This window comes from Pseudoalteromonas sp. SG41-5 (assembly GCF_014164495.1).
Lineage (GTDB): Bacteria > Pseudomonadota > Gammaproteobacteria > Enterobacterales > Alteromonadaceae > Pseudoalteromonas > Pseudoalteromonas rhizosphaerae.
The window spans coordinates 1-13,491 of the sequence record NZ_JACJFH010000015.1; the positions used below are offsets into that span (position 1 = coordinate 1).

Genomic DNA, 13,491 nt, shown 5'->3' on the forward strand with positions numbered 1-13,491 from the left:
AATGCAAGTCAATTCCACCATATAGTTTCATACCAAGCTCCTCGGATTCAGTTTATGTTTTGGTCAACACAACTGTATCGAAAAACTCGAGGAGCTTTCTATATGATTATCAAATCTTGACTTCACACATCAAGGTCAAGCCAGAGGGGTCAAATCTTGACTTCACACATCAAGAATCATCAATGTCCGCTTCTACCACTTTGCCGATATTACGGCTGTGAGCGATAACCCTCAAGATTTCAAAAATGCTGTTTATATTTCATAGTGCCCTTAACTGGGAAGCAGAGAATTATATTGAGAGTGTGACTACTTAAAAGGTTTAGTTATTAAAATATTTTCAAATAAACTTTTTTGGAACATGTATAAGGCGTTTTTCACAATAGGTGTTTTTCAATAACGTGACCCAAAGCGCTGTGACTTTTATTATCTTGCTAGGGTGATTGATTGCAGCCAATTCATAAATACAGTTAGGCGTTTAGTTGGTTGTCTACGTGATGAATAGAGTAAAGACACCGGCATTGGCTCGGCTTCAAATTGAGGTAGGACAGAAATGAGCTGGCCTTTCTTGATGAGGTTTTCTGCACCAATCGCGGGGAGTTGGGCAATGCCAAGCCCTGCTAAGCAAGCATCTAAATAAGCATCTGTGCCATTAACCACTAGGCTACTTGGCATGGATTGTTGTTTTACCTTGTCGCCTTCCATGTATTCAAATTGGGCATCGAGATTACCGAGCGTATGAGAATATTCGATCAGTTTATGATTGGCTAATTCTGCAAGACTCTGTGGAATACCATATTTTTCAACATAGCTTGGCGACACACAGTTTACGCTTCGGTACAGCGTTAATGGGCGAGCGATAAGGCTGCTATCGTCAAGATTACCCACTCGAATGACGCAATCAATGCTTTCTTTAATCATATCTACTCGATAATCTGCGCTGCTGATCTTTAGGCGTATGTTCGGGTATTTTTCAAGGAAGTCGGATAAATGCGGAATGACAACCGTAGTGGCAAAACGACTCGGCATGTCTACTCTGAGTACCCCGCGAACATCATCAGAGTTGCGTTGGAACTGGCTTGCCAAAGCGTCTAACTCGGCGAGCAGTGCTTGGCACTGTGGTAAGTAAGTCTCGCCGTCTTGAGTTAAGGTGACGCTGCGCGTGCTGCGATGAAAAAGCCGCGTGCCTAATTCACTTTCAAGCCCTTGAATAGCACTTGATACGCTTGACTTTGGTAGGCCAAGTGCGTCTGCTGCCTTGGTAAAGCTGCCAAATTGCGCAACCAATACAAAGCGCTGCATGGCTTCAAATTTGTCCACATCTTCTACCTTTGTTTGTTTTATCCGAACAATGTTATCACTTTTGTCATGTATATCGAACACAATAAATTATCTACTCTGTTCTACGTGGTCAGAGCCGCTATGGTTTAAGGTTTTAAAATTGTTACAGAATAGATTGGAGAGAGTGATGAATAAATTAGCAATTATTACTGGTGCTAGCCGTGGGTTAGGAAGAAACAGTGCTTTAGCGTTAGCTGACAAAGGCATAGACGTTATTTTTACTTATCACAATAATGTTCAAGCGGCACAAGATGTGATTGAAGAGATTCAACAAAAAGGCCAAAAAGCCTTTGCCCTTCAATTGGATACGCGCGATTTTGATGCCATTCCTGAATTTGTTAGTCAGGTTGACGGATTGTTGAGCAATGAATTTGCACGAAGCGATTTCGATTATTTGTTAAATAACGCTGGCGTAGGTTTACGGGCAAGTGTTGAAGAAACCACTTATGAAGAGCTAGAAAATATGCTGGCAATCCATGTAAAGGGACCTTTCTTTTTAACGCAAGCATTATTACCGCATATTAAAGACGGCGGTCATATTCTCAATATTTCTTCAGGTTTGACACGGTTTAGTATGCCAGGTTCAAGTGCCTACGCGATGGCCAAAGGTGCAGTAGAAGTCATGACACGTTATATGGCAAAAGAGTTCGCAAACCGACAAATTCGTGTAAATACCTTGGCACCCGGTGCTATTGCGACAGACTTTGGCGGTGGTAATGTGCGTGACAACCAACAAGTGAACCAAATGGTGGCATCTGTTACCGCTTTGGGTCGGGTTGGGGAGGCTGACGATATTGGTAAAGCCGTTGCAATGTTGCTGAGTGAAGACAGCGGCTGGATTACGGGACAGCGTATAGAAGCGTCTGGCGGTATGTTTCTTTAATTTACCGCTAATCTTAGTGCTCTGCCGCATTATTTTTTATAAGGATTCAAAGCCCTCTGCGTGAGGGCTTTCATCGCTACTATAAAGCTCTTAATATATTGTCAGAATTAGTTAAACTCGAGCAGTGTTTACTGGCTCAGACTTGCTTTGACAGTTCAAGTTAAGACTTATTCACATAAATTACAGTGGCTTTTTTTTATCTAAATTTTGCTTTAGCTTTTTGTATTAACCCAGCCCTATTATTACAGGCTGGGCAGAAGGTAATTAAGGAAAGGTAATTTCAAATGTTGAGGCTTTATTCAATAGTGGTAATAAGGATTTTTCGCGTCTTAAGTCCTTTAACTCACGTTCTAATTGGCGTTGCTGTGTATTTAACTCTTTACGCTGCGTTTGCGTGATGTTATTGCTGTTTAATTGCTGATTAAGTTCAGAGAGTTGTTGTTTTAGCTCGGTTATACGGTTATCAATTTCTATACGACGTTGCTGAATTTGATAACGGTCGTTACCTTCTTCCCACGCTTTTCGAAATGCACGGCTGTTACATACACCGTTATACGAGACTCCACGCATAGCAAGAGTAAAGCCGTTTTCAGGTTGACAATACACCGCTAAACCACTTTCGTAGCTACTTTTAAATTGTGCTATGTTTGGGGTAATATTGTAATCGTTACACGTCGCGATCTTTGTTATGCCATCGGCATAATCACCACCGTTTACGCCGTGTTCATAACCTAAACTTTGCCAATTAGCGACTTTACACTCATCTTGACTTAACGTTGTGCAGCCATTTAGTAGTGCTATACAACTTAATATAAATAAACGATTTGGCATAACTATCCTGTTATTTCGCTCTGTATCAATACGGTATAATACGTTTTATCGTTATTAAAAATCTACAATTTAAGCTGATTTGTAGACTATTTTAAGTAAAAAATTATGTGTTTTATTTAGTTTAATTGCTACAAAGCGCATCTCAACTAGTGGCGTTTTTTACTGCGAGGAGCGCCTAGTACAATCGCTATTTGGCAGACACATATCGACAAAAATCCACTTATGCCCAAAGCTCCGCCAAAATTACTAAGGTAAGGCACTAAATTATCAAACAAAATCGAAAAAATAACACTGGCAGAAAACAGCGTGTAAATACCAAAGCGTTTTGGTGCGCTCATGCCTATAAATGTGCCACCAAAAAAAATGCTGCTATATAGCTCTGCGTTGAACTCGGTGGTAAGTAAAATAAGGTAAGCGATAATAGCTAAAATTGCTGATGCTCTAATCGCATCTAGACGGTTATGCTTAGCTAAATAAAAGGTCAAAAACGCGCCAAGTAAAGCAAGTGTTACCGATGATAAACTCATGCCGCGAGCCCTTTAGCTAATACAAACAAAGCAACACTAATAAAGGCAATACTTCCTAATTTACCACCAAAGCCAGTAAACACTTTAGTCGTCAGTACGTATAAAATAGCCCCAATCAATGAAATAATTGCTAATTCCCAATAGGTATTAATCAACCCCTGAGAGCACATTCCAGCAAAACTACCAGCATAAACAGCTGCGTAAGGATGATTTGCATACTGTTTTGGAAAAGGAATAAAGCTGCCAATAAGTCCGGTTAGGCAAGATGCAATAACCGCAGGCACTGCAAATTGCGTATGAAGGGTAAAACAAGCAACACATCCACTAAAAAAAGCGATGTATTTTAGGAGAAAAAATTTAGTCATAGAGTCGGTGATTTTTCTTAACTGAAGTACTTAATTCTGAATGAAGTTAGTGCTAGCTTATTATGCTTGGCACTAACCATTATGCAATTAATCAAGGTGCAATTAAACTAGATGCAATTAAACAAGATATAATTAAACAAGGTGTTGCTCAAAAAATGCTAAAGTTCGTTGCCATGCAAGTTCTGCATTCGGTTTATCGTAACGGCCCGTTGAGTCATTATGAAAACCGTGATTGGCATCTTTATACATATACATTTTGTAATCTACATTGAGACTTTTTAAATCGCGCTCATAGTCAGGCCATGTTGCATTTACGCGCTCATCAAGCTCGGCTAATTGGATCATTAACGGGGCTTTAATATTTTTGCGCAGAGCTTCGCTGGCGGGCGTGCCGTAAAATGGTACTCCAGCGCTTAATAATGATGAATCAACCGCAGCGAGGTAATTGACAATATAACCGCCAAAACAAAATCCAACGGCACCAAGTTTACCATTACTGAGTGGGTGTGATTTTAAATAGTGGGCTGCGGCAACAAAATCATTTTGAATTTTCTCTTTATCCATTGAGCTTTGCATGGCTCGCCCTTCGTCATCATTACCCGGATAACCACCTAGCGGAAATAGCGCATCGGGTGCAAAAGCGACAAAACCCGCTTTGGCTAAACGACGGGCCACATCTTTTACATAAGGGTTTAAGCCTCGGTTTTCATGCACCACTAAGACTACCGGGCGCTTGCCCTTTAATTGTGTTGGCACTACTAAATAACCTTGTCCTTTGCTATGACCATTGGGAGAATCAAAACTTTGGTAAGTTGCTTTAATTGATTCATCATTAAACGAAACTTGTTCGGCTAAGGCATAATTTGGTAATAACGCTGACGTGAGCACTGTCATTGAATAACCAAGGGCGACTAAGCCACCAAGTTTTTTCATAAACGTGCGTCTATCCATTTTGCCATGAGCGTATTCATCGTACCAATCAAAGGCTTCTTGAGGGATGTGATCTGAATGTGGGTTATTCATTGCAGTGCCTATATGTTATTGATTTAAGATTTAATAACATAGCTGAGAGAACTCAAAATGTATATTGCTGTATGCTTAATATACTTAGCTAACTTCTTCACCGGCATGTTTTGCGGCTAATTCATCAAGTTCTGCGCAAGTGTAATCAAACCCCGCGCCATCGAATTGATAATTTACTTTAACGTCAAAACCACCATTAAGAAGTTTTGTTTTTACTCGGGCGACAGGCCAATGCTTTAATTCGTTTAAAAAACGATTAGCGATTTGACCAGATTGGAAGCGATAGCGTATTTCTGAATTCATATAAAGTAAGTATAATTTGGGCTGTTAACTTCGCAGTTTGTGGATTTAGCCGATTTAGTCAAGTTTTTTGTTCTTTAACATGCTTGATAAGTTCAATTGTGCGCTTATTAGCATTGGTTTTCGTCTGCTTTTGCTTTAACGTAAGGGTCTGTCAGATAAAATAGTTTGCGAGAAGATTACAAGGTATGCCTAAGTACGGTATAAGAGTGTCATGAAAACGCCAAAACAGATTTTACCGTTAATAGAAGACGGTATCGTTGATGAAGTCATCAGCCAATTAATGAGTGGAAAAGAAGCCTCGGTTTATGTGGTTCGCTGTGGCGAGCATATTCGCTGTGCGAAAGTGTACAAAGATGTACAACACCGAAGTTTTAAACAAGCAGTAAAATACCAAGAAGGACGTAAAGTACGCAATAGTCGCCGCGGTCGTGCGATGGAAAAAGGCTCTAAGTTTGGTCGTAAAGAACAAGAAAACGTGTGGCAAAATGCGGAAGTAGATGCGCTTTTCACGCTTTCTCGGGTTGGCGTAAAAGTACCACAACCTCATGGTTGTTACGATGGTGTACTGATCATGGATTTAGTCACCGATAATGATGGTGATGTTGCGCCGCGTTTAAATGATGTGAGTTTAACTGCTGAGCAGGCAATTGAAGATCACGCTACTATGGTTCATTACATTCGCTTAATGCTATGTGCGGGTATTGTGCATGGTGATTTGTCTGAATTTAATGTGTTAGTAGATAGCTACGGTCCGGTGGTGATTGATTTACCGCAGGCAGTAAATGCGGCGGCGAATAACAATGCGCAAGAAATGTTTTTACGTGATGTACGCAATATGCGCTTGTATTACGGGCAGTACGCACCAGAAATACTCGATACGCGTTTTGGTGAAGAAATGTGGGCTTTGTATCAAGCGGGTGAATTAACAGCAGAAACTGTTCTTTACGGTGAGGTTGCAGATAACCATGCTGAGGCTGATGTTGATTCAGTGCTTGATGAAATCAAAGCTGCATTTGAGCAAATGCAAGAAAACCAAGAGCGAATAAAAGCAGCACAAGCACCTGAAGACGACTAAAGTTTATTAGCTTCATTATCGATTTTAAAGATGCGCGCTAACAGCATTAAATTCTGTTAGACTGCGCAGCCTTTAGCTACTCGCGGTGAGTTGCTTTAAATGACAGTTAGGAACGCAGGTGTCAAAATTTTTCTATCGTGGTAAGCCCGATATTATGGGTAAAAATAATCAAGGTACTTATCAGCCTAAACCGAAAGTAAAACCTGGTAGCGAAGAAAATCCGCTCGTTTTACAGGTGCAAAGCGCTGCACGTGAGCTTGAAATAAACGCTATTTTGATAGCTAATGATTTATTTGCAGATATTCGTGTTGATAGTACGCTTGCTGAAGATATTACTCCTTTAGATATTGTACTTAATAAACCTGTTACTCAAGTTTTTGAAAAAACACCACAACGTAATGATCCATGTTCGTGTGGCAGTAATAAAAAATACAAAAAATGCTGTGGTTAAAATACCTTGTTTAGGTGTGTAAACTCAGGTTGGTGCTGGTGTTAGGAACTTAAAAAATCAGCTCCAGTGATATAAAACGGCAGTTGTATTTAAAAGCTATATATTCATTAGCTTGTGATAGCGTTATTTAATATAGCGCTCACTTAATCAGCGAAACGTGTATGAAATACAGTGATAATAAACTTCAACAACAAACTGCAAAAAACACCTTACAACCCGTGTTTTCAGCTGTATTTGTAGTTACTCTGTTTTTAATAGTTACCTCGTATATTTATTTCTATCCTGAATTAGATAACAGTATTTTTTTTAATGGTGTACTTACCGACGCAATTAACCTATTAATTGTGGTGGCTATTTTTATCATTGTCCAAAGGGCCAACTTATCAGTTTTTGCTTATGTTAATTTAAGCATCGGTTTATTATTGTGGTCAGCGGGTTTAACCTTTGATCTACTTGATGAAGTGCTGATCCAGCCTTTGTTTATTGGTATTTATGTTGAGGATGTTTTACGTACTGCAGGCATGTTGTTTACTTGTTATGGTTTAAAGTTAACTATAGGCGATTTAACAAGTGTGCAGCAGCAGTTATCAAAAGAGCTGATCACTGATTACTTAACCCAAATAGCGAACCGCCAATTTTTTTATCAATATATGCAAAAAAATCAATCAGCCCCGTATACAATTTTGCTTATTGATATCGATTTTTTTAAAGTGATTAATGATCAGTTTGGTCACGATAGGGGGGATCAAGTACTGATCGAATTATCATCTTTATATGCCAAAGCTTTACCTAATAATAGTGTCTTTGCACGTTTAGGTGGTGAAGAGTTTGCAATATACCTGCCCGGCGATGACCGACCAAAAGCCTGCGATTTAAGTGAGCAATTACTATCACTTGCACATACCATTGAACTTGCTGCTAATCGAACGGTAAGTGTAAGTATTGGTGTGTCATTTAAGGCCCCAGAAGAAGCGTTTAATGAGGTAGTTAAACGTGCTGATCAAGCCTTGTACAAAGCGAAAAATAGCGGCCGTAGCCAATATTACATTGCTTAATCCCTAAGCGATTGATTACAGTAAAATTTACAATTTTAATTGGGGGTTTTTACACTATCAGTTAAATTTATTTGCCTGTCCCTGTTAAATTTTATTAAAAAATGCTTATAAAACAATGTACTTATTAATTATGCAAGGCTGGTATTGAGCTTGCAATATGCTTATAAATATAACTTATAAGCACTACCAAGGTGATACTATGGCTGTTATGCAGCGCTTAAAGCAAAAAACACGACAATTTATTGATTCAAAGCATATGTTAACCAGCATAACGGCGGCTTCATTTTTAGAGTCAACGATAGTTCCTATCCCTCTCGAAGCAGTATTGGTGCCGTTGATGCAAGCGCGGCGTGAAAAGCTTTGGCTGATAGCCTTAATGGCGACTTTAGGCTGTATTATTGGGGCTTTGTTTGGTTACGCGCTTGGCTATTACTTGTTTGATGCGGTTGGCGATTGGGTGATCAATACCTTTTCAAATCCAGAGCAGTTTGAACACGTAGAACAACAAATGCAGCAGCAAGGTTTTTGGTTTGTAATAATGTTGGGGATAGTGCCAATCCCTTTTCAAATAGCTATGCTCGCAGCGGGCGCGACCAAATATTCATTAATAATGTTTTTAATTGCAACGACTATTGCCCGCTCAATTCGGTATTTTGGTCTGGCGCTGGTGGTGTATTATGCTGGCAATCAAGCAGAGCGAATTATCACAAAACATAAAACCAAAGCAATGCTTGGTTTGACTGTGTTGGTGTTAGTTATTTGGTTGTTAACAACGGTAATATAGCCGCCAAGTGACGGCTATATTTGTTTCGTTTACTTAACGTCGCCATGGATAAGTGAATGTACTTGGCGCCAATCCACCAGTTTAAAATTTTGTGGCTGCTGTGGCATACGATTGTAGCCATCTTGCACTATTAATACGCCAAGAGGGTAGCCAGGCAGCGGTTTGGCTGTAACGGTTAAGCCATCGGTTTCTGACACGCCATCAATACCGTTATTTAAGTTTGCAAGAATATTAAACTTACTGACAAACTCAAGGGTAGGGTGTTTTTCACCTTTATTTATGCGATACACGACATAACTATCGTCACCTTGGCTAGATACCACTAATAAGCGCTCGTCTTTACCATGATAAATCTCCATACCTTCTACATCATCAACTAGCATTTCATTCACGGATTGCAATAAAATAGGCGCTTGCTGTGAATCAGGCTCTGCTTGGATAAACCAAATACCAGCGTCTTCCTCACCGGCAAAAAGTTCGCCGTTTTTATCATCACTACTACAACCTTCTGGCTGGCTAGGTAGAGTAAATTCGCGCACCAGTTTGCCCGAGACTTGTTGCTGTTGGCTGGTTATTTTATATTGCTGATATAACCCTGATTTATCATTCACAAATACATAGTCACCAGATTTCGATGAATACATGCATAAGCCATAAATCTCACTCAAATTGGTAGCCACGCTACCTAAGTGGTGTACGCTGTTTTGTATGTCGACAGTGAACAAACTAATGCTATTTTCACTGCGGTTACTGGCTGCAATTAGCGTGTGAGTTGGGTTGTTGATATTACTACTTTGACGAACGTCAACATTGTTAACTCTACCGACGTCAAGGCTTTGAATTTGCTCTCCAGCTAAGTTATAGATCATCAGTCCGCGACGTTTATCGGTGCCAATGATCAAGCTTTTAGCAGCGTCGGTTGGATGCACCCAGATGGCTGGATCGTCTGCGGCATCACCAAATGCTGCAACTGGTGTCGTTTGCACTTTTGCATACACATGTGCTGTTTTTGCAGTGGTGGTGTTGGTTTTTGTCGTACTGGTGATTGGGTCTAAAATTAACTGGCTGCTGCGGTACGCGCCACTTTCATCGTCATACATAATGGCTTGAGCAGTAGTGGCGTTATTATCAATTACCACAGAACCAATACTGAGATCTCCAGAGACACGCCACTTTTGTTGTATACCTTGCTCTGGATTATATCGGTATAGGGTGTTATTGCTGCTGCTAGTAAACCAGAGGCTGCCATCAGTGCTGGTGGTTAATGCGCCAATACCGCTGGCCAGTTCACCAAAGGGAGCAACCATGGTAAGGGGTTGTTTACTCGCTGAAGATTCTGCATTGGCGTTCATTTGCCAAATGCCAAGTTCTTCTTCACTGATAAATAATTGTTGGCTTACATCATTAACCGCACAACCCGCAGCTTCATTTACACCGGCAAATTCTCGGACCGCAATGTTAGTGGTTTGCTCTGTGGCAAAGTTATAAATTAAGGTTTCGCGCATTAAGCCGCGAACATCAGCAACAAAAGCAGAAATACTCCCGGTATTGTGATTGTTAAATAGGCAGACCGCTTCAGGTTTTGCTTGTGGTGCAACAATCGGTGCGTGCTCCGTTAGTTGCCAGTTGCCGTTACTTTGAGTTAGGGTGAAAACGGCAACCAGATCACGTTCGTTATCAATACTGGTCACTAAAAAGCGATTATCGCCAATAGTACGCACTGACAGAGTTTCAAAGTTACCCGCTTTAAGTACTTCGCTATGTTGCTTATTTTGCTCTACAACAATTAAGCCTTGGCTTTCACTGGCTAGTAACCAAGCATCATCAAAAAGCCAAGCAGCTTGCGATCCTTGAATATTATTTTGTTGCCAAAATGGTGCGCTGTTAAGCTTTAATGTAGTTTGGCTTGGTTGAGTGGAATTAACATCTTGGCTGCTGCAAGCGCCTAATGTTGCTGTGAGTGTTAATATGCTCAGTGCATAAGCAAGTGGTTTAAGTGTTGGCACAAGTAAAGTCCTAAGTTAGCCATGTATGCGATGCAAGCTAAATAACTTTTATGACAAAACCGTGACAAAAGAAAGACTTCTGCAGTGAGAGTAAAGCTATTTAGGTTTCCTTTCATTCAATGCTTTTTATTTTATCTATCTGTTTTTATTCGTTTTTATTTTTAATTGTTAGTTTTTAAATGACCCATTAGGGCATCGCTATCATGCTGAGCTGATGTGACCCTAAGCATGATATAGCGGTTATTTTTCTGTGATGGCGGTGTGTATTTCTGTTTTCATTTGCGCTAATGCTTGTAGCACGGAACGTTGCCAAATAGCTTTAAATGCTTTACTAAATAAATATAAGAATAGCAAAGGCATAATAAATAATTTGATGATTAGTAACGACACTAAGTTTAAAAACTCAATAAATAAGCCCTCTAAAGAATTAGCCATATCTGTAATGCCAGTCGTAACGATATCAACGACTTTGCTAATTAAATTGCCAGAATTACCTGCTAGTTGGTCGTTATAATCATGCAGCTGTTGTTGCAGCTGAGCTTTCTGTTGATATAACGCGGCGAACTGATTGTTGATAGATGCTTGTTGTTGCTTTAACTCGCGCTGTTTTTGCAGTAATGGTTTAGCCTCGGGAAGCTCTGTTAAGGTGAGTTTTTCGGCTAAACTGCGGGTCGTTTGAATGGCGTCAATTTGCTTATTTAATTGCTCAAGCTGCTGTTGGTTATCTGTAATAATTGCTTTTAATTGTTGTTGCTGAACGGCAATAAGTTCGAGTTCATCGAGGGTTGTCTGCTTGTCACTGTTAATTTTTGCGCTCAGTTGTGCTGATAATGTGGAGGTTGCATTAGCCTGTACGCTAAGTGTGTCAACGGTCTTTTCAACATATTGATTTTGATAATTGATTTCTTCATCTAGAAAGGCTTGGCTGGCAAGCCCAGTTGCAAGTACCACAAATGGAATTAAAAACCGTACTAAAATCAGGCTAGCGAGTAACTTACCTTTAAGCTGTTTTAAATACCCAAAATAATCACAGACTAAATAACTAATGACGCTGGCGGTAAACAAGGCGCTAAAAAATACCCCTGATGAAATAGTAAATAAAATCCGCTGGATAAACAGTGAGCCTAATGATATGCGCATCGCATCGGCAATGTATTCGGCTAAATCGTTCACCGGATCAAGCAATTGCGCAGGCGCTATGCTTGCTATACCAATACCGACTTCAGCCGACTGTAATAAAGAAATAATGCCGTTAACACTGCGTGCAGAAGCATAAACTAATGATGACTGCACTAAGGTTTGGTCAAGAAAATCCATGATGTAGCTGTTAAATTGCTCTGACCAGCAAAGTAGTAGCAGTATAAGTATGGCAATATACTTGATAACATCTCGTTGTTTACTTTGCATGTATTCCTCAATAACATTAGTTAGCTTGTTCGACGCTACACTAATTAGGTGTCACTACGCAATTATGTTTGATTGAATTATTATAGCTATTAACGGTCAATGAGTGACCTTCACGCAGTTTTTGAGAATTTATGAAAGAATCCGCTTCACTTGTACAATGTTGTATTGATGATCTTGATCCCGTTCAAGATCTGGGTCGGTTAGTTGCTTATTTACGGTCAAATTTAGTAACTCATCTAGATGCTGGCCTTACGCCAATGGATTTAACTTCGGCGCAATATATTGTTGTGGTGCTATTAGCTCGAGGCAAAGTGCATACTTTGGCAGAGCTATGTGAGCATATGGTTTATGATCGTGGCGCGATGAGTCGTTTGTTGTCTCGTTTAGAAGAAAAAGGCTTAGTTGCAAAACAACAATCCGCAGAAGATCGCCGCTCTACGCTATTATGCCTTACTGAAAAAGGCCAACAGCTTTACCCTGAAATACTCCCTATTGTGAATAATATTTACCGCACAGCACTAATCGACTTTTCTGATGATGAAAAAAAATTGTTGGCAAAGCTGTTATTTAGAGCAATTCATAATTTGAAATCGTAAATCTAGCTAAGGGTCATATTGCTGTGAGTGCAGAGATTTGATAATATAGTTGCCTAGGCATTTATATTTAACAAATCGCAGGGTGTTATGATCGAAGCTACTTTATTAATGCAGTTACAGCAGCAATTTCCAGAACATCAGTTTGCAGCCGAAAATTTAAATGTTGTTCATACTGGACGTTTTGCAAATGCTATTGTCTATCGTTATACCGATCAGCAACTCGATTTAGTAATTAAAGATTTTCAACATAGCCCATGGTGGATCAGAAAAACCTTTGCGCCTTTGTCGGTGAATCAAGAGTATAAAGGGTTGGCTCGTTTAGCAGGCATAACTGGAGTGAGTGGGCGATTTTTACGATTATCGCCGATTGCTGTTGCCTATGACTATATTACAGGCACACCACTTAAACAGTTAGTACAACAAAAACAAGTGCTACCCGTTAGTTTTTTTAAAGATTTTGAACGACTGGTTGCATTAATGCACCGCCGAGGGGTTGTACATTTAGATTTGCGTAATTTGGGTAATGTGCTTTGTAGTGATGATGGTAAACCGTATATCATCGATTTTCAGTCGACGATACGGTACGCTCGATTTCCTCGTTGGTTACAGCAATTTATGCGTGGTGCAGATATGTCGGGTGTTTATAAAGCATGGGCAAAGCTTGCTGATCAACCTCTGCCAGATGCCAAAGCTGATTATTTAAGTAATTTTAATCATGTTAGAAAGCGTTGGATTTTTAGAGGTTACCCGATCCAACGTGCATATATGTGGGGATGTGGAATAGCTACGCAAATCGCCGCTGCCATCATGGAGCGTTTTTTATAAAGCGCGTTATTACACGCTTTAT

General features: G+C 40.0%; 15 protein-coding genes. 7 read left to right on the top strand and 8 right to left on the bottom strand.

Going from position 1 to position 13,491, the window contains the following annotated elements:
* Nucleotides 1-423: 423 nt before the first annotated feature.
* The gene (locus H5232_RS06085) at nucleotides 424-1,317 is read right to left on the bottom strand and encodes a LysR family transcriptional regulator (RefSeq protein WP_182830650.1); all 894 of its coding nucleotides are present in this window, start codon (nucleotides 1,315-1,317) and stop codon (nucleotides 424-426) included.
* A 148-nt stretch (nucleotides 1,318-1,465) separates the two neighbouring features.
* On the opposite strand from H5232_RS06085, the gene H5232_RS06090 reads away from it, so the two are divergent.
* On the top strand, nucleotides 1,466-2,221 hold the full coding sequence (locus H5232_RS06090; RefSeq protein WP_182830651.1) for an SDR family NAD(P)-dependent oxidoreductase: 756 nt from the start codon (nucleotides 1,466-1,468) through the stop codon (nucleotides 2,219-2,221).
* A gap of 264 nt (nucleotides 2,222-2,485) precedes the next feature.
* On the opposite strand, the gene H5232_RS06095 is transcribed toward H5232_RS06090, so the two are convergent.
* The 5 genes from H5232_RS06095 to H5232_RS06115 all read right to left on the bottom strand — a co-directional run bounded on the left by H5232_RS06095 (nucleotide 2,486) and on the right by H5232_RS06115 (nucleotide 5,270).
* Nucleotides 2,486-3,052 (bottom strand): DUF2799 domain-containing protein, encoded by a 567-nt coding sequence (locus H5232_RS06095; RefSeq protein ID WP_182830652.1) that lies wholly within the window; start codon nucleotides 3,050-3,052, stop codon nucleotides 2,486-2,488.
* Nucleotides 3,053-3,198: 146 nt separating this feature from the next.
* Nucleotides 3,199-3,579, bottom strand: coding sequence for a hypothetical protein (locus tag H5232_RS06100; protein ID WP_149980924.1), 381 nt, complete (start codon nucleotides 3,577-3,579; stop codon nucleotides 3,199-3,201).
* On the bottom strand, nucleotides 3,576-3,944 hold the full coding sequence (locus H5232_RS06105) for a hypothetical protein (RefSeq protein ID WP_179959150.1): 369 nt from the start codon (nucleotides 3,942-3,944) through the stop codon (nucleotides 3,576-3,578). The genes H5232_RS06100 and H5232_RS06105 overlap by 4 nt, the downstream gene beginning before the upstream one ends.
* Before the next feature lie 132 nt (nucleotides 3,945-4,076).
* Entirely contained in the window at nucleotides 4,077-4,967 is an 891-nt protein-coding gene (locus tag H5232_RS06110; RefSeq protein ID WP_149980923.1) for a dienelactone hydrolase family protein, read from the bottom strand.
* Between the two features lie 84 nt (nucleotides 4,968-5,051).
* On the bottom strand, nucleotides 5,052-5,270 hold the full coding sequence (locus H5232_RS06115) for a hypothetical protein (RefSeq protein WP_145237669.1): 219 nt from the start codon (nucleotides 5,268-5,270) through the stop codon (nucleotides 5,052-5,054).
* Between the two features lie 211 nt (nucleotides 5,271-5,481).
* Here H5232_RS06115 and H5232_RS06120 point away from each other — a divergent pair, with 211 nt between their 5' ends.
* The 4 genes from H5232_RS06120 (at nucleotide 5,482) to H5232_RS06135 (ending at nucleotide 8,635) form a co-directional block, all read left to right on the top strand.
* A complete protein-coding gene (locus tag H5232_RS06120; RefSeq protein WP_145237666.1) occupies nucleotides 5,482-6,345 on the top strand; it encodes a PA4780 family RIO1-like protein kinase in 864 nt (287 codons plus the stop codon).
* Nucleotides 6,346-6,463: 118 nt separating this feature from the next.
* The gene (locus H5232_RS06125) at nucleotides 6,464-6,796 is read left to right on the top strand and encodes a PBPRA1643 family SWIM/SEC-C metal-binding motif protein (RefSeq protein ID WP_145237663.1); all 333 of its coding nucleotides are present in this window, start codon (nucleotides 6,464-6,466) and stop codon (nucleotides 6,794-6,796) included.
* Nucleotides 6,797-6,957: 161 nt separating this feature from the next.
* The gene (locus tag H5232_RS24140; RefSeq protein ID WP_259398212.1) at nucleotides 6,958-7,851 is read left to right on the top strand and encodes a GGDEF domain-containing protein; all 894 of its coding nucleotides are present in this window, start codon (nucleotides 6,958-6,960) and stop codon (nucleotides 7,849-7,851) included.
* Nucleotides 7,852-8,050: 199 nt separating this feature from the next.
* A complete protein-coding gene (locus H5232_RS06135) occupies nucleotides 8,051-8,635 on the top strand; it encodes a YqaA family protein (protein WP_182830653.1) in 585 nt (194 codons plus the stop codon).
* A gap of 29 nt (nucleotides 8,636-8,664) precedes the next feature.
* Here H5232_RS06135 and H5232_RS06140 read toward each other — a convergent pair whose 3' ends face one another.
* Both H5232_RS06140 and H5232_RS06145 read right to left on the bottom strand, forming a co-directional pair.
* The gene (locus H5232_RS06140; protein ID WP_182830654.1) at nucleotides 8,665-10,641 is read right to left on the bottom strand and encodes a phytase; all 1,977 of its coding nucleotides are present in this window, start codon (nucleotides 10,639-10,641) and stop codon (nucleotides 8,665-8,667) included.
* A 240-nt stretch (nucleotides 10,642-10,881) separates the two neighbouring features.
* A complete protein-coding gene (locus H5232_RS06145) occupies nucleotides 10,882-12,048 on the bottom strand; it encodes a hypothetical protein (RefSeq protein ID WP_182830655.1) in 1,167 nt (388 codons plus the stop codon).
* Between the two features lie 131 nt (nucleotides 12,049-12,179).
* On the opposite strand from H5232_RS06145, the gene H5232_RS06150 reads away from it, so the two are divergent.
* Nucleotides 12,180-12,644 carry a MarR family winged helix-turn-helix transcriptional regulator gene (locus tag H5232_RS06150; protein WP_149980919.1) on the top strand — a complete coding sequence of 155 codons (465 nt, stop codon included), beginning with the start codon at nucleotides 12,180-12,182 and terminating at the stop codon, nucleotides 12,642-12,644.
* 87 nt (nucleotides 12,645-12,731) lie between these two features.
* Nucleotides 12,732-13,469, top strand: coding sequence for an RIO1 family regulatory kinase/ATPase (locus tag H5232_RS06155; RefSeq protein WP_182716992.1), 738 nt, complete (start codon nucleotides 12,732-12,734; stop codon nucleotides 13,467-13,469).
* The last annotated feature ends 22 nt before the right edge of the window (nucleotides 13,470-13,491 follow it).